The sequence below is a fragment of the Rummeliibacillus suwonensis genome (assembly GCF_007896435.1).
Lineage (GTDB): Bacteria > Bacillota > Bacilli > Bacillales_A > Planococcaceae > Rummeliibacillus > Rummeliibacillus suwonensis.
On the sequence record NZ_VCBL01000001.1, the window covers coordinates 2,442,185 to 2,464,269 of the forward strand.

At 36.3% G+C, this 22,085-nt stretch carries 20 protein-coding genes; 1 reads left to right on the forward strand and 19 read right to left on the reverse strand.

Translation table 11 applies throughout. The features are described 5' to 3' along the window. Positions 1 to 181: 181 nt before the first annotated feature. The 18 genes from ftsZ to FEU33_RS11270 form a co-directional block, all read right to left on the reverse strand. Positions 182 to 1,360: a cell division protein FtsZ gene (gene ftsZ, locus FEU33_RS11185; protein WP_146549444.1), complete on the reverse strand. Its 1,179-nt coding sequence runs from the start codon at positions 1,358 to 1,360 to the stop codon at positions 182 to 184. Positions 1,361 to 1,409: 49 nt separating this feature from the next. After that, positions 1,410 to 2,696: a cell division protein FtsA gene (gene ftsA, locus FEU33_RS11190; RefSeq protein WP_146549445.1), complete on the reverse strand. Its 1,287-nt coding sequence runs from the start codon at positions 2,694 to 2,696 to the stop codon at positions 1,410 to 1,412. A gap of 370 nt (positions 2,697 to 3,066) precedes the next feature. Then, positions 3,067 to 3,831: a cell division protein FtsQ/DivIB gene (locus FEU33_RS11195; RefSeq protein ID WP_146549446.1), complete on the reverse strand. Its 765-nt coding sequence runs from the start codon at positions 3,829 to 3,831 to the stop codon at positions 3,067 to 3,069. Between the two features lie 22 nt (positions 3,832 to 3,853). Further along, on the reverse strand, positions 3,854 to 4,939 hold the full coding sequence (gene ftsW, locus FEU33_RS11200; protein WP_146549447.1) for a putative lipid II flippase FtsW: 1,086 nt from the start codon (positions 4,937 to 4,939) through the stop codon (positions 3,854 to 3,856). Between the two features lie 27 nt (positions 4,940 to 4,966). Continuing rightward, complete coding sequence (murD, locus tag FEU33_RS11205) at positions 4,967 to 6,316, reverse strand: UDP-N-acetylmuramoyl-L-alanine--D-glutamate ligase (RefSeq protein WP_146549448.1); 1,350 nt, start codon at positions 6,314 to 6,316, stop codon at positions 4,967 to 4,969. Then, positions 6,316 to 7,287: a phospho-N-acetylmuramoyl-pentapeptide-transferase gene (gene mraY, locus FEU33_RS11210; protein ID WP_146549449.1), complete on the reverse strand. Its 972-nt coding sequence runs from the start codon at positions 7,285 to 7,287 to the stop codon at positions 6,316 to 6,318. The genes murD and mraY overlap by 1 nt, the downstream gene beginning before the upstream one ends. 76 nt (positions 7,288 to 7,363) lie before the next feature. Beyond that, on the reverse strand, positions 7,364 to 9,280 hold the full coding sequence (locus FEU33_RS11215; protein ID WP_146549450.1) for a stage V sporulation protein D: 1,917 nt from the start codon (positions 9,278 to 9,280) through the stop codon (positions 7,364 to 7,366). An 82-nt stretch (positions 9,281 to 9,362) separates the two neighbouring features. Beyond that, entirely contained in the window at positions 9,363 to 11,480 is a 2,118-nt protein-coding gene (locus tag FEU33_RS11220) for a penicillin-binding transpeptidase domain-containing protein (protein ID WP_244951012.1), read from the reverse strand. A 32-nt stretch (positions 11,481 to 11,512) separates the two neighbouring features. Continuing rightward, positions 11,513 to 11,887, reverse strand: a complete 375-nt coding sequence (gene ftsL, locus FEU33_RS11225; protein WP_146549452.1) for a cell division protein FtsL — start codon at positions 11,885 to 11,887, stop codon at positions 11,513 to 11,515. A 15-nt stretch (positions 11,888 to 11,902) separates the two neighbouring features. Then, positions 11,903 to 12,841, reverse strand: coding sequence for a 16S rRNA (cytosine(1402)-N(4))-methyltransferase RsmH (rsmH, locus tag FEU33_RS11230; protein ID WP_146549453.1), 939 nt, complete (start codon positions 12,839 to 12,841; stop codon positions 11,903 to 11,905). Between the two features lie 21 nt (positions 12,842 to 12,862). Then, on the reverse strand, positions 12,863 to 13,294 hold the full coding sequence (gene mraZ, locus FEU33_RS11235) for a division/cell wall cluster transcriptional repressor MraZ (protein WP_146549977.1): 432 nt from the start codon (positions 13,292 to 13,294) through the stop codon (positions 12,863 to 12,865). A 532-nt stretch (positions 13,295 to 13,826) separates the two neighbouring features. Further along, complete coding sequence (bshC, locus tag FEU33_RS11240; RefSeq protein ID WP_146549454.1) at positions 13,827 to 15,443, reverse strand: bacillithiol biosynthesis cysteine-adding enzyme BshC; 1,617 nt, start codon at positions 15,441 to 15,443, stop codon at positions 13,827 to 13,829. Between the two features lie 77 nt (positions 15,444 to 15,520). Then, positions 15,521 to 15,910: a DUF3397 domain-containing protein gene (locus FEU33_RS11245; protein WP_146549455.1), complete on the reverse strand. Its 390-nt coding sequence runs from the start codon at positions 15,908 to 15,910 to the stop codon at positions 15,521 to 15,523. After that, a complete protein-coding gene (locus FEU33_RS11250; protein WP_186731386.1) occupies positions 15,910 to 16,812 on the reverse strand; it encodes a ketopantoate reductase family protein in 903 nt (300 codons plus the stop codon). The genes FEU33_RS11245 and FEU33_RS11250 overlap by 1 nt, the downstream gene beginning before the upstream one ends. Positions 16,813 to 17,120: 308 nt before the next feature. After that, the gene (locus FEU33_RS11255; protein ID WP_146549457.1) at positions 17,121 to 17,510 is read right to left on the reverse strand and encodes a transcriptional regulator; all 390 of its coding nucleotides are present in this window, start codon (positions 17,508 to 17,510) and stop codon (positions 17,121 to 17,123) included. Between the two features lie 53 nt (positions 17,511 to 17,563). Next, positions 17,564 to 18,325 (reverse strand): enoyl-CoA hydratase/isomerase family protein, encoded by a 762-nt coding sequence (locus FEU33_RS11260; RefSeq protein WP_146549458.1) that lies wholly within the window; start codon positions 18,323 to 18,325, stop codon positions 17,564 to 17,566. A gap of 131 nt (positions 18,326 to 18,456) precedes the next feature. Continuing rightward, a complete protein-coding gene (gene rpmF, locus FEU33_RS11265; RefSeq protein ID WP_146549459.1) occupies positions 18,457 to 18,630 on the reverse strand; it encodes a 50S ribosomal protein L32 in 174 nt (57 codons plus the stop codon). 24 nt (positions 18,631 to 18,654) lie between these two features. Continuing rightward, the gene (locus FEU33_RS11270) at positions 18,655 to 19,188 is read right to left on the reverse strand and encodes a YceD family protein (RefSeq protein ID WP_146549460.1); all 534 of its coding nucleotides are present in this window, start codon (positions 19,186 to 19,188) and stop codon (positions 18,655 to 18,657) included. 282 nt (positions 19,189 to 19,470) lie between these two features. Here FEU33_RS11270 and FEU33_RS11275 point away from each other — a divergent pair, with 282 nt between their 5' ends. Next, the gene (locus FEU33_RS11275; RefSeq protein WP_146549461.1) at positions 19,471 to 20,670 is read left to right on the forward strand and encodes a nucleotidyltransferase; all 1,200 of its coding nucleotides are present in this window, start codon (positions 19,471 to 19,473) and stop codon (positions 20,668 to 20,670) included. Here the strand turns inward: FEU33_RS11275 and FEU33_RS11280 are convergent, their stop codons facing one another. Continuing rightward, on the reverse strand, positions 20,671 to 21,720 hold the full coding sequence (locus FEU33_RS11280; RefSeq protein WP_244951013.1) for a SepM family pheromone-processing serine protease: 1,050 nt from the start codon (positions 21,718 to 21,720) through the stop codon (positions 20,671 to 20,673). Between the last annotated feature and the right edge of the window lie 365 nt (positions 21,721 to 22,085).

Genomic DNA, 22,085 nt, shown 5'->3' on the forward strand with positions numbered 1-22,085 from the left:
ATCATTCATTTTTCTAAGTAACTTTTAAAAGTTATACTATGATTCAAAATGTAAAAAGAGTTCAATCCAGTATCAAAATCTGAATTGAACTCTTTTTTTATTTAATTCCGTTCTAGGAGGAAAATTTTTTATCAACTTTTTATAATCGTCGTTAAACTGTGTTTCTCGCTTTGTGATTCAATTAACGACGTTTATTGCGATTACGTAAGAAAGTTGGAATATCTAATGTATCCTCTTGGGTATTGGCCTGATATTGCGTTTGACGCGGAGCTTCTTGAACTGGTTGGATCACTTCTTCTGAACGACCTTCGCGTCCTACCGCATGCTGTTGCATAGGAGCAGATTGTTGACGAGTAGAACCAATTCCACTACGATTTGTTGTGCTACGTCCATCATATTGATTTTCATCTTCTGTAAATTCCGTTGCGATAACAGTGACCACAATTTCATCTTTCAAATTATCGTTGATAACCGCACCGAAAATAATATTTACATCTTCATCTGATGCTGATGAAACGATATCAGCAGCCTCTTGCACTTCGTATAAGCTTAAGTTTGAACCACCAGTCATATTCATCAAAACACCTTTTGCTCCATGAATAGATGTTTCAAGCAGAGGACTTGAAATAGCCTTTTTAGCGGCTTCTACAGCACGTGTTTCACCTGAAGCAATACCGATTCCCATCAAGGCAGATCCTTTGTTGGACATGATTGTTTTTACATCAGCAAAGTCTAAATTGATAAGACCTGGTACTGCGATTAAATCTGAAATACCTTGAACACCTTGGCGAAGGACATTATCTGCTTCACGGAATGCTTCAAGCATTGGTGTATTTTTATCAACAATTTCTAATAAACGGTCATTTGGAATGACAATTAGTGTATCGACTGCATCTTTCATAGCAGCCGTACCAGAAAGTGCTTGTTTTTGGCGTTTTTTTCCTTCAAATGTGAATGGACGAGTAACAACACCTACTGTTAACGCACCAAGCTCTTTCGCTATTTGAGCAATTACAGGTGCTGCACCAGTACCTGTACCGCCGCCCATACCAGCAGTCACAAATACCATATCTGCACCACTTAATGCTTCTTCGATTTGTTCTTTACTTTCTTCGGCAGCTTTTTTTCCTACTTCTGGGTTAGCACCTGCCCCTAAGCCACGAGTAGATTTTGCTCCAATTTGTAATTTTACTTCAGCATTTGATAATTTTAATGCCTGCGAATCAGTATTAACGGCGATAAATTCTACACCTTGCACCCCATGTTCAATCATTCGGTTTACCGCATTATTACCGCCACCGCCAACACCGATAACTTTTATAACAGCAAGTTGATCGTCACTTGTTTCAAATTCTAACATCTCTATTCCTCCTAATTCAGCTCATAATGTGTAGAGTAAATCGCCATGATTATTCTAAGAATCTATTAAAGAAACCTTTAACTTTTGTAAGTACACCGTCTCTATGTTCATGTGTTTCAAATACTGAAGGGCCTTTTTGTTGATCGATGTGCTGTTCTTCATGCATCGTAGGTCCGAGTGGAACATTATCACTAACATCTCGATTGAATTGAGATTCTTTGTATGCATATCGTATTAGGTTAACGGCTGATGTATATTCAGGTTCCCTTACGCCAATGTAATTAGGTGAATAAATTTTAACACTTGTTTGCAAAACATGACGCGCTAATTGAGGTAGCCCTTCAAGTTTTGCTACACCACCAGTCAAAACTACACCCCCTGGCAAATCTTGAATGCCCATTCGATACAATTCATCAATAATCAAATCGAAAAGTTCTTCAAGTCTAACACCAATGATCTCGGATATGTATCTTTGACTGAATTGTTCTTTTGTATCTGCACCTATTACAGGAACTTCAAACAATTCATCTTCTGAAGCATCATCGTAATAAGCATGTCCAAATTCTAATTTAATCTTCTCTGCTTGTTCTGTTGGTGTTTTTAAAACAATTGATAAATCTTTTGTTATATGTTCACCACCGACTGGTATCATCGCTGTGTGTATAAAATGCCCGTCTTTGAATACTGCAATTGTCGTAGAGCCGCCACCGATATCAATGAACGCTGTACCACGATTACGATCATCTTCAGTTAACGCAAATTGCCCTGCTGCTAAAGGTTGCAAATAAATTTGTTGAATTTCTAAGCCCGCTTTTTCAACACATCTTAAAACATTGTGTAAAACCGTTTTCGATGTTGTGATCATCGTTCCATCCATTTCTAAACGGATACCGATCATTCCTCTTGGATCATTAATTCCATCTAAACCATCTACTATATATTGAATAGGCACAATATTCACCAATTCACGATCAGGTGGAATAGACATTAGCTGTGCAGATTCTATCACACGATCTAAATCAACATCCGTAATTTCACGATTTTCACTATTTACTGCAACAACACCTTTGACAGCGTGTAATTGAACTTGATTAGCTGGGATTCCTAAAATTACTTTATTAACAGACAAGCCTACCATTCTTTCAGCTTGTTCTACAGCTTTCTTGATCGATTGTACAGTAGCATCAATATCTACAATACTCCCTCTACGAACGCCTGCTGACTTGACATTTCCAACTCCAATAACATGCACAGTCTCATCATCTACTTCTCCGATGAGAACTTTAATAGAAGAAGATCCTATATCTAGTGAAACGTATAATTCTGAATGACTCAAACTGTGGTACCTCCTTCAACAACTCTTAATAAACATTCTATTGTAAAAATATGAACTTGTCTAAGTAAATTCCAGAAAGTTACCGAAAATTCCTTCATTTATCCTGTTTTTTTAACTTTTGATGTATTTTTTATGATTCACATGGTACAAATCGCTAAAAATTCAATATAAAATGCTAGACTTTTGTCAGGCTACAATCTATATAACTATTCATACAACAATAGAATATAGCAATTTAGTAGTATCTACATTTTAATTCTTTTAAACTAAAATCATTTTATTTATAGTTTATTATAATCTATTGAGAATGTTTTAATAGAAAAATACAATACTTTTTAGAATAATTTCATATTTTATGTAAAATCAAGTGCTACTCTTCTTTATACTTCCCATACTCAGTTTTATAAGAACGATAAAAAGTACCCACTTCTAAATCAATAACTCCTTTTTCACCTTTTTTTACTTGTGAAACAATAGATGGATAGTATTTTAATTTTGAAGCAAGTGTAGGAATAGAAGCTCGTACTTCAAAACCATCATTCATGAACATTTGAATGGCGTATGGGTTTGAATCATCAGGTGTAGCGTTTACTTGAGAGATCAAATTAATTAGTTGATTATCCAACTTGCTTAATTGTTGAATCATTTTCATCCTTGTTTCTTCGTCCTCAAATCCTACTAAAATCGGCATATCAAAACTTGATGGTATTTCGGACGTATTTAGTATTGTTCCGTTATCCAATACCAAATGATATTGTTCATTTTCCTTTAATAAAGCTACTCGTTTGTATTCTTTTACTGAAATCGTAACATGATTGAACCATTGTCTTTTTACTGTTACTTGCTTGACAATTTTTTGTTCTTTTAATAAATTTTCGACTGCATGACGATTAAATTCCCACAGTGAGTCGCCTTTGCGAAGTCCACTATGCTTTTTATAATATTCCCCACTCTTCAAATCATTTCCTACCACTGTAATTTGATTTATATGACTTAAAGGCGACTGAAAGTATAGAAGTGTCAGTAAGGTAAGAACGAAAATAACAATGAGCATGGTAAAACGACGATTCGTTCTTTTTTTACGTCGTTCTTTTAAAGTGGGGATTCGTTCTTCAATATCAATGATTTTCTCCAAACTGAACACTCCCTTCTTAAAATTATCTTTCTTTTGAAAAATTCCAAACTATTCCAATTGCGATCCATGTCACAACAAGCGATGTACCTCCATAACTGATAAAAGGTAATGTTACACCTGTTACGGGGAGCAATCCTGAAACGACACCAATATTCAAAAATGCTTGAAATCCAATCATACCAATTAATGTAGCGATACTATATAAAGAAACCTTATGACTAGATTTATAGGCTAATTTAAACCCAGCGTAAATCAGTACACCAAACGCAAAAATAATGATCGCGGCTCCGATAAAACCCATTTCCTCAGCAATAATCGAAAAAATAAAATCATTCTGCGGCTCCGGTAGATACAAATACTTTTGCCGACTGTTCCCAAACCCAAATCCATATAATCCAGCTGGTCCAATCGCAAGTAAGGATTGGATTGCCTGAAATCCACTACCAAGAGGATCTGACCATGGATCCAAAAATGCCTGTATTCTTTTTAAACGATAAGGTGCAGAAAGGATTAATCCAACTAGCCCCACCACTCCAGCGATGATCAGAAAAACATAAAAACGAATGGGATAACCTGAGATAAAGAACAGCAGGAATACAGATACGATCAATATAAACGCTGAGCCAAAATCAGGCTGCAACATAATGAGAATAATAGGTAAAAATAGATACCCAAAATGCCGCCAATGAATCTTAGAACCTGTAGATTTCTGGTTGCTCAAAATAAAACTGAGCTTCACAATCGTAGCTATTTTAGTAAGCTCTGATGGTTGCAAACTAAGTGGTCCAAGCGCAATCCAGCTTTGAGAGCCATTTCGGACAACACCGATTCCTGGAACTAAGACAGCTGCCAACAACAGTATAGATAGCCAATATAGGAGTGTCCAAGTCTTTTCCGACTGAAGACCTTTGTAACGACCACAAAAAGAAAAAGATAATAAAGCCACTCCTAGATAAATTAACTGTTTCACTAAAAAAGGTGCTGTTTGACCGTAGTGGATTTTTCCCCAGTACGAACCAGCAGAATATACAAAAACAATACCAATGACAGTCAAAAATAGGGTTGCAATCATTAATAAAAGTCGATCACGTTGTATCAGGCAAGGCATCCTTCCTATACTTAGTAGTAGAAATTATTATAATTTCATAGCTGCTTCGATAAATAAATCCCCTCGTGTTTCAAAACTAGGATACTGATCCCAACTTGCACATGCTGGTGAAAGTAGAATGATATCTCCTGGATCTGATAGTTCAGCTGCTTTCGGTACCGCATCTTGAATATTCTCTGCATGAACAATTGTCTTAACGCCGCATGAGGAAGCAAATTCAGCGAAACGATCCGCAGTTTGTCCTGATACGACAACTGCATGGACATTTGACATAAATGGTCGTAGTTCTTCAAATGAATGACTACGATCTAAACCACCTGCAAGTAAAACGATTGGTTGTTTAAACGCTGCAAGTGCACTGCGAGTAGCCAATGTATTTGTTGCTTTTGAATCATTATAAATTTTGCGCTTATTCCATTCACGAATAAATTGTGTACGGTGTTTAACGCCTGTAAACGATTTTAGAACATGTTCTATTTTATCTTTAGGACAATTCAATATAATCGCTGCTGCTATTGTAGCAAGAACATTTTCTAAATTATGCTTACCCGGTAATGCAATGACTTTGCGTTTCATAAATGGTTTTCCTAACCAGTAAATCATTTCATCATCTGCACTAATTCCGTCCTCAATTAAACGGGTAGACGAAAATGGTATTAAATGTGCTTTTGAATTTTTGGCATAAGAAGCAACCATTTCTTGATCTGCATTATAGATCAAATAATCAGATGCATCTTGATTGCGTGTAATATTGAACTTTGCATCCCCATATGACTCTATCGAACCATGATAGTCGATGTGTGCTTCAAACAAATTCGTCCAAATTGCAATTTTTGGCTTAAATGTTTCAGTGCCCATTAATTGGAAAGAAGATAATTCGGTCACAATAATATTATCGGCCGTAGCTTTTTCTGTTACAGTACAAGCGACTGTTCCAATATTACCTGCAATCAATGGATTCAGACCACCTTGTTTTAAAATATGATACAACAAAGTGGTCGTTGTTGTCTTACCATTTGATCCAGTAATGCCAATCATTGGTGCTTCACTGATTAAGTAGGCTAGTTCTACTTCTGTCCATACAGGAATACCACGTTTTACAGCATCTGCAACGATAATATTTGTATAAGGTATACCAGGATTTTTGATCACTAATTCAAACCCTTCATCCAATAAATCTTCTGGGTGACGACCACAAATAACCGTAATTCCTTGTTGTAAAAGTTTTTGTGCATCCTTATTTTCTTCAAAAGGTTTGGCATCGTTTACGGTAACAAATGCTCCCATCTTATGAAGCAATTCTGCGGCTGCTACACCACTTTTTGCTAAACCTAATACTAATACTTTTTTGTGTTCCATCATGGTTAAGTTTTTCATCATAATACCTCCGGAACCACTGCAATCAAAGCTGCCACTAATGCTGTTAACCAGAACGTTAGGACAATACGCCATTCAGACCAACCTGAAAGCTCAAAATGGTGATGTAGTGGACTCATTTTAAAGATTCTTTTACCTGTTAATTTAAAGCTTGCTACTTGCATAATAACAGATAAAGTTTCAACGACAAAAATTATTCCGATTAGTAATAATAATAGTTCTTGGCCAACTAGGATCGATAACATGGCTAAAGCTCCACCTAATGCAAGTGAACCCGTATCTCCCATAAATACTTTTGCCGGGTTTGCATTAAAGATTAAGAACCCTAGTAAAGCACCTACAACTGCAAATGCAAAAATAGCAACATCCATTTGGTCATTTAAAAGTGCCAGCACACCATATGCAGCAAAAGCAATGGAAGCAGTCCCTGAAACTAGACCATCCAGTCCATCCGTTAAATTGACGGCATTTGAGAAACCAACTAGCCAAAATACCAAAAACAGTACATAGGCTAATCCTAGATGTATTGCAAAATCTGTAAACGGTATTTGAACTGTATTATGAAACGTGCCTAATTTCAATAAGAAATAGGCCGCAATCGAAATAACAATTTGTGCGATTAGTTTTTGTAAAGATGTTAATCCCAAATTACGTTTGAAGATGATTTTAAGTCCATCATCCAAAAAACCAACTACTCCGAAACCGATAAGTACAAGTACTAAAATAATGGTTTGAGATGTAAAGGCTCCCTTTACTAAACTCATCATAACGGTTGTTGCAATAATTGAAAGTAAGAAAATGACACCCCCCATCGTTGGGGTACCTGCCTTTTTCATATGTGATTTTGGCCCTTCTTCACGAATACTTTGACCAAATTTAAAGCGTCTTAATAATGGAATAACAATCGGACCTAGTATGACCGAAATAATAAATGAAATTGCTAAAATAATTAGCATTGTTGCGATTGACATGAAAAGATTCTCCTTCTATCCTTCTTTAGTACATGTACTATCATAGTAGTTTCGAATTCATTTTTAAAGACTAATATTACTGTTTTTCTAAATAAACGTGAATAGTCCCATCTTTAACAATTTGTGCATCTGCTTTTGGAAGTTGAGAAGCAATTTTTTCGCCTTCTCCATGCCACTCGATTCGGAAAGGATACAATAATTCTGTAATTTCTTCTTTCGTTTTGCCTACTAAGTTAGGGACTCGAACTTTTTCAACATCCCCCCAGCGATATTCTTTCTCCATCTGCTCTTTACGATCTGTAATCCCCACAGTCGTATGAATATCTTCAATAATCTGCCCAACAATTGGAGCTGCAATTACACCCCCGAATTGCGAGCCATGCTTAGGATTATCCACTGCTACATATACAACAACTTTTGGATCATCTGCTGGCGCAAAGCCGATAAAAGAAACAATATACTCGCCACTTTTGTAACGTCCATTTTCCGCCTTTTGGGCGGTTCCCGTTTTTCCACCAATTCTTAGGTGATCTTGATAAGCACCTCTCCCTGAACCATTTGCCACAACAGATTCTAATGCATTGCGAACTTTTGCGGATGTTTCTGGACGTATAACTTGACGCTTTAGAGTAGGCTCATATGTTTTTAAAGTTTTTCCATTTTCACTATTAATCACTTTCTTTACAATATAGGGGGTCATCAATTTTCCACCATTCACTGCTGCAGAAACAGCCTGTACTTGTTGAATAGGGGTTACAGATATTCCCTGACCAAATGAGGTCGTTGCATGCTCCACAGGGCCATAATTTTTAGGAGAAAATAGAATTCCTGTTGATTCTCCTGCCATATTAGAGCCTGTCACCTGTCCAAATCCGAAATCACGGATATACTGTTGAAGCTTCGTTGGACCAACACGTCGCCCTAACTCGATAAAACCAGGATTACATGAGTTCTCAACGACCTCAAGGAAGGTTTCTTGACCATGTCCTTCTCGTTTCCAGCATCGAAGTGTAGCTCCTTCTACATTGGCGTACCCCGGGTCAAAAAATTGATCTTTTTCCAAATCGACTACATTTTCTTCTAATGCCGCACTTAACGTGATGATCTTAAACGTTGAGCCTGGTTCGTATGTCATCCAAACTGGTAAATTCCGATTATAGATCTTAGAATCTACTTTTTGATACTCTGTTGGATTATATGTAGGAAATGAAGCTAATCCAAGTATCTCACCAGTTTTGGGATTCATAGCGATTCCTATTGCCTGATCCGCTTCATACTTCTCCATCGCCTGTGCTAACTCTCTTTCAATTACCTTTTGAACATCTACATCTATTGTAAGTTCTAACGTTGCCCCATCTTGCCCTTCTCTCCATCCATCTTCAACATGAGGTAAATTAGCCCCTTTCGCATCTGTAAATAAGCGAATGGCAGATTGCTTCCCTAATAACAAATCGTTATATTGATATTCTAACCCTGCTAAGCCCTGCATGTCACTTCCGGTAAATCCTAATAATCTCGATAATAAAACACCATATGGATAATCCCTGACGTAGTCTAACCCAGTGTAAAGCCCAGCAATTTGTAATTTCTGTATTTTTTCAGCTAACTCATAGGAAATATTTTTTCCTTCTGGTGCAATTTTTATAATGGTCACTTTTTTCTTCAATTGTTCTTCTAATTTTTTTTCGTCCATTTGTAACATAGGTGCTAACTGTGCCGCCACTTTTTCTGGTTCTCTATTTTGAGCAGGCATAAAATAAAGCGTAGGGGCTAATCGATTGCCCACTAAAAGCTTACCGCTTCGATCCACGATATTCCCACGTAAGCTTTTCATAGGTACTTCACGATCCCAATTTTCTTCCGCCTTCTTTGTTAAAAAATCATGTTGAAAAAATTGAACAGTAATCAATTTCCCAATAAGCAAACATCCTAAACAGATAAATATCATCATGACAAATTTTAATCTAACACTTACTTGTTTAGTTACCCACATTGTTCGACAATTCACACCTTTTTACATTCAAAATATGATTGTAAAAAGGTGGCTATGCTTGATCCTGGATATTCTTTTCTAACTATTTATATTGTTCTTGTGGTTTGACCATTTTTAAGATTAGCCTTTGATTTCCCTCATAGATCGTACCAGCCTTGATGTTTTGCTTTTCTACATAACCATCGCCTTGTACATCTATCTTAATCCCTGAAAGAGATTGATAGGTCAAAATATCCCGTAATGACCATCCACTGAAATCGGGTATTTTAATATTTCCTGATGTTTTGATAAAAGCATGGCTAGTAGCCAACACTGTTTGATCTTTTTTCGGATATTGATCTGTAATTTTACCGTCTGAACCGATTAAGACTGTTTGGATCTTTTTAGAAGTTAAATTGGCGATAGCGTCATTCGAATCACTTCCTACCAAATCATCCATTACAATTGTCTTCTCAGTCGTTGTTTTGGAAGGTGTAATATTTAAGTACTTTAAACTACTTTCCATTACGGTATTAAATACTTTGGATGTAGGTTCTGAACCAACTTCTGTGACACCTAAATGTGGTTTCTTAATCGCAATATACATAATTAGTTTTGGGTTTTTGGCAGGAGCCATTCCTAAAAAGGAATAAAGGAAATTATTTTTCCCCCAATAATATCCCCCTGTAGATTTTGGGATTTGGGCAGTACCTGTTTTACCAGCCACCTCATAGTCCTTACTTGCAAAGTTTTGTGCAGTTCCTTTTTCAGAGGTAACAGTTGTTGCTAAAATTTCTCTTACTTGTTTAGCTGTATCTGCCGAAATAGGACTGCCTTTTACAACAGGTTTATGTTCTTTCACTATTTTACCTGTGTTGGGATCTACAATCTTGTCAATGACATATGGTTGCATCATTTTCCCGTCATTTGCAACTGCAGTCAATGCCTGTATTAATTGAATTGGCGTCACAGTAGATCCTTGTCCATACGTTGTTGTCACACGATTGATCGGATAATCATCTAAAATTTTCCCTGTTGCTTCGTTTGGCAAATCGATTCCTGTTTTTTGTCCGAATCCAAATTTTTTCATATACTGGATGAACGTCTTATCGCCAATTTTTTTCAATAGATTCGCCATCCCAACATTGGAGGAACGTTGGATTCCTTCTAAATATGTGATCCTCCCCCAACCCACTTGATTGGCATCACGAATCGTCCGATCATATACTTTGTATTGACCCGATTGATAGGTATCATTGGGATTCCATTTACCTTCTTGAATGGCTGTAGAAAGTGTAAATGTTTTCATTGTCGATCCTGGTTCTAATGTTGTTTCTGTCATTTCGTTCATCCAGCTAGTATCTAATCCCTCACCAGTTTGCGGATTAAAAGTAGGACGTTGTGATGCTCCCAATATTTCTCCAGTTTTAGGATTAGCAACAATAGCAACCATCGATTCTGGATTATATTGTTTGTACACTTTACTCATTGAATCTTCTAAGAAATTCTGAATCGTCTTATCAAGAGTCAAGTAGACATTATCACCATTTTTAGCTGGTTGAACCATCTCTTTGCTATTGGGTAATAGATAACCAAATAAGTCACTTTTATATTGAATATGACCGTTTACACCCGAAAGCTCTTTATTATAAGTTGCTTCTAAACCCATTTTACCTACAGTCGGAGCTTGGGCCTCATCCTCATCTTCTTCTCGAGCAATGCCGATTAAATTAGATGCAAAAGTGCCATTTGGATAAAATCTTTTTTTATCTTCCATAAAATTAATCCCTGGTAATTTCTCGGCCTTTATCTTTTTCATAGTAGCATGACTGATATTACGACCTGCAGTCCCAAATTCAACTTGATATATATCCTTTTTTTCAGGTATGAGTCTCTTATAGATTTCTTCTTCATCCATGTTAATGTATTTAGCTAAAATAACGGCTGTTTTTTTAGGATTCACAACATGCATTTTCTTTTTGGTTCCATCAGATGCACTTGGATCAACAACAGCTATTAAGCGATAGCTAATGGCGTCTTTAGCAATGACTTGTCCTTGCTTATCAAAAATATACCCTCTATTTGCTGTAATTGTTTTTGTTTTTTCATATCTTGCTGCTGCTTTTGCAGCTAATTTTTGTCCTTCCGCTTGCCCAGTTACTTGAATATAAAAAATTCTAAAAAACATTAAAAAAAATAGGAGCCCATAGATGATTAGCATCATAGAGGCCCCCCATTGAAATTTACTCTTTTTCATTGTCCTGACACTACTTTCACGTTTTTTTCGTTCAGTTTTAAGCCCATCGCTTTAGCTTTTTTCCAAATACGATCATATGTTGAAAGTTCGCTTACTTCCATTGACAATTCAGAGTTTTGCTTTTTGATCTCATCTATATTGTTTTCAGTCTTTTGCATTTCAACTGAAGCACTATTAATAGATGATTGAACGTTTAAATTCATGACAGCAATCCCGGTAATTACTGTAACCATGCCAATCATCAGTATTTTTTCGATTTTTGTGACTCTATTTTTAAATGGTTTTTGGGTAGCCCTTTTTTCAATTTTTTCAGGCGCAATTGGTTGCTGTTGTATATATACATGCTGTTCACTTCGATCTTGTAATGCCATACTTATCAACTCCTTTTAGTCTTTAATTCTCTCTATAATGCGAAGTTTTGCAGATCGCGCACGATTATTTGTTGCTAACTCTTCATCTGTTGGTAATATTGGTTTTCTCGTAACCAATTTAATAGCTGGCATTAATTCTTTGGGAATTACAGGTAAACCCGGTGGTAGTTCCGGCAAGGAAGAAGCTTCTTTAAAAATAGTCTTGCACAAACGGTCCTCAAGGGAATGAAATGTAATCACACTAACTCGTCCACCAACACGAATGACTTCTATCGCTTGTTGCAAGGATTCTTCTGTTGCTCCTAGCTCATCATTTACAGCGATTCGAATGGCTTGAAAGACACGTTTTGCAGGATGCCCACCTTTTCTTCTTGCAGCTGCTGGAATCCCCTCTTTAATAAGTTCTACCAACTCCCCAGTTGTTTGGATCGGCTTCTTTTTTCTAGCCTCTTCAATTTTCCGAGCAATCTGTTTAGAAAATTTTTCTTCACCATAACGGTAAAAAATTCTTACTAAATCGTTGTACTCCCATTCATTAACAACGTGAAAGGCAGTTAGTTCTGCTGTTGTATCCATCCTCATATCAAGAGGTGCATCTTGGTGATAGCTAAAACCTCTTTCAGCGTTATCTAATTGTGGGGATGAAACCCCTAAATCATATAAAACCCCGTCCACTTTAGATATTCCTAGATTTTCTAGTTGTTCTTTTAAATAACGGAAATTCGAATGGACAAACGTTACACGATCTATGTAAGGGGCTAATCGAACTTTTGCATTGTCAATAGCAGATAAATCTTGATCAAAGCAGATGAGGCGTCCTTCATCAGACAATTGACTGACGAGGTACTCACTATGTCCTGCACCACCCAATGTACAGTCCACATATATACCGTCAGGACGAATGTTCAATCCATTAACGGTTTCTTTCAGTAATACGGTCGTATGATTGAACAACTGAAATCCTCCTCTTTGTTGTTATATATCAAAGTCAATCATATTCTCAGCAATCTCATTAAACGAATCTTCAGATGTTGTAAAATACGCTTGCCAAGATTGCTGTGCCCAAATTTCAATTCTATTGGAAACACCGAGAATGACGCATTCTTTATCTAGCTGGGCATATGAGAGCAGACTCATGGGAATATTAATACGACCTTGCTTATCAAACTCTACTTCAGTTGCACCTGAAAAGAAAAATCGTGTAAATGCACGAGCATCTTTTTTAGTAACAGGCAACTTTTTCAACTTTTCCTCAAGTTTTCTCCATTCTTCCATAGGATATCCAAATAAACATTGATCTAACCCACGTGTAATGACAAAACCTTCTTGGAAGTGTTCGCGAAATTTTGCTGGTATGATTAAGCGGCCCTTGGCATCGATGTTATGTTGATATTCCCCCATGAACATGGCTCTCACCCCACTATATGAAAATAGATTACCACATTCCCCCACATTCCTCCACTAATTCATGAACATTTCAAAGCCAAATTAAAAAAATACGCAAATTGTCCTTATAATCTTGTTCTAATCTACATTTTTAAATGAGATTATCTAATTTACGCAACTCTATCATTTCTACAGAGCTTATTTTTTTAAAACGCAAGAAAACTTCTATTACTTTTTTCACACAAAAAGGATATCTCAATGAGATATCCTTTTTGTTTTTAGTATTTTTTTGTGTTGAACATTCTGATTCATATAAAGTAAAGCTTCCATCAGTGGAGGTTTTCTTCATCCCTCACTGAACTAGAGGAACGGAAGTGAAAAGCACCACGTCCTGTGGCAACACCTGAGTGACCAACATCTTGTTGACCCGAACCAATCGGGCGCATGCGGTGTTGTTCCCGACTCTTTATCCTCTGCTTGTACTCGGGACTTAATGTAGAAACTTACTGCCTTTTTATGCGGGAAAAAGTGAATTGATTTTGATCAAGCAATACTACAAATAGATGACATTATGTTGACCATTTATTTTGAATGGTAATGTTATCATATCCTTTATTAGCTCTTCTCCGTATTCATTCATAAATTGAAATGGATTGAAGACTCTTTCTTGCAGCCCTCCGCCTGGCAAAATCCGATCTTCAATCGTACGGTATTTCCTTAGTTCTACATCATGTTTTAACAAAACTTCCTGTTCAATCTTACGCATTAGGAAATCTAGTTGTGTTTCATGGATCGATAAGTTTTTATCTACTAATTTTTCTAAATGAATATTTAATTTATACAAATGTCCTTGTATAACATCATATTGCGATTGTAGTAATTGCCTTGTTTGTTCCACCATTTCTTTTGATTTTTCATCATATACTTTTTCTTCAAAAGAAGTTTTATACGTGGTAGTTTTCCCTACAATAGCGTCTGTGACAGAAATCTGTATTTCTTTAAGTAAAGTCTGAACTTGTCGATCGATAATGGTCATATTCATACGTGGTACAAATACTGGTATTTTCATACCTAACGTTTCAAAGGCACCCTTTAATGTAGACCAATACGCTAATTCACCAGGGCCTCCAACAAATGCAAGAACAGGGAATACCATATCCTGCATCAATGGTCGAGTAATCACATTATTGCTTAAACAAGTAGGTTTTTTCCTAGCTAGTTCTAACATGTCGCTTTTCGTAAATTGAACATTTGCCATACGATTGATAAATTTACCGTCATGACGTTCCAATAAGAAACGTTCACCATCTCTTATGTAGAAAAGATTAGCTGCTTCCTTCGTTGCACCAACAGGCATACCATATCCTAATTCAGCTAAATCCGCTTCACGAATAGTTACAATATCCGCAATTTTTTCTGCATTTTGAACCAATTGCTCAAAATAGGGTGATTCATATTCACGTAAACTTGAATACGCCGCATCAATAAATAACAGACCTTCCTCTTTAAACAACCAGTTCATAAGTCGCACAAAAAAATCTGTATATGTTTTGCTCTTTAACAATATAGTATCAATTTTCGCCAATAATTTTTCTGTATGAGCTGTTTCTCCATATTGTTTAAATATCTCATAGATAAATTGTCTTGTAGCGTCAACATCAAGTGGTGTCGTAGAAGCCATCGTTTTCTTTTTTGAACGCTTGCCATAAATATGTTTTTCCAAACGACCATTAACTGCTGTAAATGTATGATTAATCTCATCAATATCATGGTCTTCTCCAGCGATCCAAAAAATAGGCACAACGGGAACCTGTAAACTCTCACGTTGTTGTTTTGCTAACAAAATAACAGAAATCGCTTTATGTACTGAATATAAAGGACCTGTTAGCAACCCTGATTGTTGTCCACCAATCACAACAACCGCGTTATTTTCTAATTCTCGAAGATGTTCTTCTGCCTTTTCAGAGATTTCTAAAGGCTCCATAAACTTACGAATAACCATTACTAATTGTTCACGACGTATAGGATGATTTTGTAAATCTTCTAATCTTCTTGTAAATGATTCTTCCCTATTCGGATAATGAAAAAATGATAAAATTGACGATTTTTCATTTCTGTAATCTTCCAGTAAAGGATTCGTTATAGGAATCTCGATTTGTTCCAATTTCATAATATTGTAAACTCCTCTATGATAGTTAACTATATTGAAGTATAACATTTACCCTACGTTTATTTGAAAAAATACGCTCATTTAACGATAAGTTCGATTATTTTCAAAATCAATGCTGTAAACCATATGGCTATGTATGTAAATGATAGAACTAAAAATAGAAAGCGCCATATTTTACGAAATAACGGCTTTAACTCGATTTCCTTCGTTGTTCTCCATTCAATAGTAGTAAAGATGATCGCTGTTACACTAGCGATGATTAAAACGATGAACCCTATATCAAAAGACCATATAAATTTTAACGATGCTGGTATCGAAAAAAACAATAGGATGGTCGTTATATCTGCCGCTTTACTAAATATGTCTTTTTTCTTTTTAGAAAACTTTTTTAAAAATAGATAGATGATACCTAACAATAAAAAAGGACATAAGATGAAAATTTTTGTAATAATTGATAGAATCCCCATCAATTACTTCCACCACCTTCTTGCATTGCTTGTAATAATGAATAACAAGTTGATAGCATGGGTACAGTATAGCCTCTTTGTTGAGCTAATTCTATGATGCCACCTATAATTGTATCAATCTCCATCACTCTTCCATTCATATAGTCTGCAAGCATTGAAGAAGTATTTTGTGCCGTATTTTTACATACATTTTCCACATCTTCAAAGGTTAATTGAGACTTTTGCTCAGGAAAGGCGGTCATGACTTCTTGATATAATTGTCGCAAAATTTTTACACAATATGGATGACGAATGAGTTCTCCATTTTTTACTCTTAGTATAGTAGTTAACGTATTCACAAAGCAATTTAATAGTGCTTTTCGTACTAACATTTTACTGTAATCATCCATTATGGCAACAGGAAAATATTCAGTTGCTATGTTCGTAAGCTTTTCAATAGCAGATGGATGTCCTTTAAAACGAGCTATTTTTAAAGGTCCAATTCCACGATGAATGACCGTATTAAGATTCTTTTTTTCAGCACCAAATTCTACAGAACCCAAAAAAATAGTACGTTGTTTGAGGGCAGTCGCAAATTTTATATGTTGAATGCCATTTTGGATAAATAACAGCTCTGTATCTTCTGGTAGTTTTTCAAATACTGATTGCAATCCATTTAAATGATGATATTTTACAGCAATGATCCAAATGGCTTTATGTTCCAAATCTTCTGCACTTGTACTTACTTTAAAAGGGACAACACTTTTTTGCCCAAGATGATTGATAAAATTTACGCCGCTAGTTTGGATTTTCCTTTTTTGTTGTTCAGAATGGACAAGGAGTTCAACTAAGTGACCTTGTCGAGCTAGGCAATTAGCCATTACTAGTCCAACAGCTCCTCCTCCAATGATTACGAAATGCATTTCTACACCTTCTTTGTATTCTACACTTAAAGTCCCTACCATAATGGACAGATTACGCATCATCATTATTATACTGAATATATTGGTCATTTTCGATATAGAACATAAGTCTAGATGTTAGGAGGAGGTTTCTGCTCGTTCATGCTGGATAAAAAATGGTGTAGTTGTTTAAGGACCTTTGTCATAGAAAACCTAGCCATACAAAGAGCACAGAATGTTATTAAAACGGTATTCTGTGCTCTAATTTTTCACAGGATGAAGCTGAATCTCTATTTTTCGGATACTTTCTTTAAGAATCCCAAAAACATTTATTCAGATATATCCTTTTTTAAAAATTGCGTTCCTGTTTCAATCCAATGGATCAGTTCCAAATAATTTTGTTGGAGTTGATCATATTCATCTTTTAACTCATAATAGGCTTCTGATAATTGGTCAAAACTTGTTAACGCTTGCTTCAGATGCGTTCTCATCATTTGTTTAGGCTGAGATTTTGCATTTTCTAAATCTTTTTCATATATTTTGCGTAATGTTTTATTCCATCTAAATCCGCATGCTTGTTTAGTCCTACCTAAAGCTTCTGCCGCCTCTTGAAAGCCTGCTAATTGCGAGCGTCCCTCACTGACTGCTTGCAGCACAATTTGCGCAAGACGGTCATCATCTTGTTGTAACCATTGATCTTTACGTTTTTTTACTTCCATACATATCACCTCGCATTTTTTACTAATATATGCGAGTTTTTTAAGTTTAGAAGTTATTTTGTTTTTGATAGAAACTGTTTAACAGCTTGCTGGTGTTCTTCACTTTCCCATAATTTTGCACAGGTTTTGACTTCATCCATTACACGATCAAATAGATGTCGTTCACGCCATTTGCGTAATTCCATTTCCTTATATGCCTTATGGACATTTGGATGGATTTTTTTCATATCTTCTATAAATTCAGCTAATGCTTGTTCTTTATCATTTTCAAAGATGCGCATAGCAAAGCCAATCTCGTATAGTAAATCTGCAGGATACGCCTTTGCATCTATCAACATTTTCAAGGCTCTATCGTGACGTAATCCTCGTTCAAATAGGTAAGTTCCGCCGCCCCATCCAGAAGTAATCCCTAGAGTTCCTTGTATAAAGCCGCATTTTGCTCCTTTTTTAACTAATCGGAAGTCACAAGCGGTCGCTATCTCGCATCCCCCACCAACTGCTGTTCCATTTACTAATGCAATTGTAGGTACTGGTAAAGTTGCAAGCTCATATAAAATTTTGGCCATTTTACTCAGCATACCAAAAGCTTGCTCCTCCGTATGAAGATTATGAAATTCAGCTAAATCTCCCCCCGAGCAAAAAGCCTTCTCCCCTTCACCAGTAACGACTAGAAAGCGTACAGAAGCATGATTATGTACGTACGTAATAACTTCTTTAAATCCTTCCATAACGGCGTCATTGATAGCATTACGCTTTTCTGGACGGTTAATAGTAAATGTTAATACCCCATCAGTTTCTGAAAAATAATATGACATATCATAGTCCCCTTTGTGTAATAGTTGAAATTATCAATTATTTTATCATAAACGTAAACATTACGCCCTAAAAAAAGGACTACTAGAGAGCCATGGTCTCTCTAGTAGTCTCTTTTAGAACAAATACTGAATTATTTGTTCACAACTTCTTTACCTTTGTATTGTCCACATGCTTTACATACATGGTGAGCCAATTTTAGTTCACCACAGTTAGGGCAAGTAACCATACCTGGTACAGCTAATTTAAAATGTGTGCGACGTTGACGTTTCGCAGTTTTAGAAGTTCTTCTAAATGGTACAGCCATTGATGGCACCTCCTTACAGATCGGTTATTCGTCTGTTTGATCAAAATACTTAGCTAAAGCAGCCAGTCTTGGATCCGTCTTTTGTATGTCTTTTTCTTTTTGACTTAAAAACTCATCTTCCGTTAGATAAGACCAATCGGCATTATTTGGGGGAGCTGGCTTTTCGACACCTTCTTTGAACACTTGCATAGGAATTTCTAATAGGATGAGTTCCTCTAATACAGGATCAACATCGATAACCTCACCTTTTACAGGATGAACATTATCGTATTCATCTGCATTGATAGTATCTGACCAGCTGAATACTTCATCTGATTCAATATCATAAGGAAACTCAACATCTTCCCAAGTTCGCGAACAAGGAAGTACAATCGTGCCTGTCAAATGAAAATGACAGTTCATTCGTTCTGCACCAAACGTGCAGAATCCTTCTACATGAACGGGTGTACTACGGCGAATATCCGTATTACGACGCATAAGTCCATCCAATTGAACAATTTCGTCAATTGGCATCCCGTTTTGGCGATATTTAGATAATTGTGGGATTGCCCATTTCATACATTTATCACCTCAAGACAACAAAGTTGATTATATAATGCGAATTTACAGATGTCAAGATATTTTCTTGTCACCAGGCGAAAGTACTCGTATAATCATATTACTAAGTATAAAGTGAAGCTTCCATCAGTGAAGGGGTTTTCTTCATCCCCCACTGATGGTTAGCTGAACCAATCGGACTTTTACGGGCAGTTCATCCCCCACCTACTTTTTTTCGTTTCTCTCTCAATCTTGAGGTGGGGGTCTTACTGCCCGTTAAAGCGGGATAAACGGGGTGAAGATTTGATTGCAACAGGTGTAGTCGTTGAGTACAATCCATTTCATAATGGACATCTCTATCATATCAAACAATCAAAGAAACATACAGATGCAGATGTAATGATTGCAGTTATGAGTGGTCATTTCTTACAGCGCGGCGAACCAGCATTTATCGATAAATGGACAAGAACGAAAATTGCGTTAGCAAATGGTGCCGATCTAGTCATTGAATTACCCTATAGTTATGCAACAGCTCAAGCAAGCGATTTTGCAAAGGGTGGCGTTCTGTTATTAGAAGCCTTACAATGTGACTTTTTATCTTTCGGTAGTGAACAAGGGGAAATTACACCCTTTTTGGATACCTACAAACTATTGGAAGACCATAACAACGAATTACAACAGAATGTGAAGCAATTGGTTCAAAGGGGTTTAAGCTACCCTCAAGCATTAAATACAGCTTATCAACGGCTTATTCCTAATAACCAGCTTACATACGCGGATTTAACAAAGCCCAACAATATTCTTGGCTATCACTACGTAGAAGCTGTTCAAAAATATCACACAAATGTGAAACCAATTACCATTCAACGAGTTCAAGCTGGTTACCATGATGCGATTCAAAATGGTACAACAATTGCCAGTGCCACAGGAATACGTCAAGCGATTCAAGAGCACCATTCCCTACAAAATGTTTCTTCTTTTTTACCTAAGGCAACTTTCCATGCATTGACAGAGTGGTATGATGAACACCATCATTTTGCTAGTTGGGAACTTTTTTGGCCATTTTTACGATTCTCTATACTTCGTCTATCGCCAAAAGAAATTGCATCATATGCTGAAGTTACGGAAGGAATTGAATTTTTGATTATACAGGCGGCAAAGGAATGTCCTGATTTTAATGATTTTATGCAAAAAGTAAAATCGAAACGATATACATGGACAAGAATACAACGGATGTTAACGCATATTTTCACCAATTTTACATGGCAGCAACTAAAATCATCGGATCTTCCTAACTATATTCGCTTACTTGGTATGACCCAAAACGGACAACAATATTTATCTGAACGAAAAAAATTATTTACGCTTCCTGTGATTAGCAGAGCCGCAAGCTCGAATGATCCGATGTTATTACAAGATATTCATGCCACAGATTTATATATGCTAGCACTTGGGAAAAATAAAATAGGGATGGACTATAAAATCCCGCCCATCCGCATCTAATTATTTCTTTTCTGGAAGCTTTTCTAAGTAATTCAAAGCATCATCTATATTTTTTACAGGTACGATCTTCATCTTCGTACCTATTTTTTTGGCTTCTTGTACAGCTTCTTGATAATTTGTTTGAATACCAGGATTCTTTTTCTTTACAGCTTCGGGTAATGTATCGTTGGGTGCAAAAAAGATTTCCACTCCTGCATCATTTGCAGCAATGACTTTTTTATCAATTCCTCCAATCCTACCAACATCTCCTGTTTCAAGCATTTCGCCTGTTCCAGCAATATTGTAGCCTTTTGTTAAATCACCTTTTGTCAATTGATCAATAATCTCTAAAGTAAACATCAAACCAGCCGAGGGTCCACCAATATCTTCAGCATCAATCTTCACTTTAGGCTCTGTAGTAATAGATGTACTGTCAGCAAATGTGATACCAAGACCAATTTTCCCGCCTGTTCCAGGTATTTTTTTTAATTTTATCTTTTTCACCATCGTTTGATGATCACGCTTAATTTTTACTTTAACTTGATCACCCTTTTTCTTATTAGCTAAGTAATCAACAAGTTCTTTATGTTTATGAACTTCTTTCCCATCTATTCCAATCACTTCGTCACCTGTATTTAAAATATGATCGGCTGCACCGTTTGCTACGACGTAGTAAACGTAGACTCCATTGTAATGGATCTTATAGTTAAGGTTTGCTTTTTTAAAAGCAACATATTTTGCATTAAATTGTGAGTCCGTCATCAGTTTGAGCTGACGGTTATTATAATCCTTATCACTTTCGTTTGGATTACGTACTTGATTATCTTTTAAAATTTCCTTTTCATCGCTGAAATGGGCTAGAGCATAAGTAAATGGTGTAGCAACAGACATAGAAACTGTCATCATATTTAGTTTTCCTTTACTAGGTTGATCCGCATTTTCAACTTTTACATAATCACCTAAATCATATGCACCGCCTGGTTGCATAATATAATAATGCATTGGATAAACAAAACCTAATATGATAAGCACTATTAACATAGTTAATGTAAAAAATTTTTTTAATTTCACCGTGACACCTCCAAAATAACAACCATCTATTGACATATGATATGACGCAATTACAGTAAAATTGTTCTCCAACAATTGTTCAATTAGTTTATCACTAGTTTCTTTTTTCATAAAGTGTGAAACTTCCCCTAGTGGAGTTCTTTTTCCCACTAGGGGTTAGTTGAACCAATCGGGCTTTTACAGACAGTCTTTCCCGCACTTAAACTCTGCTTGTTGGTGAGTTTACTGCCTGTTTAAGCGGGATAAAGTGAAACTTCTCCTAGTGGAGTTCTTCATCCCACTAGTAGTTAGTTGAACCAATCGGGCTTTTACAGGCAGTCTTTCCCGCACTTAAACTCTGCTTGTTGGTGAGTTTACTGCCTGTT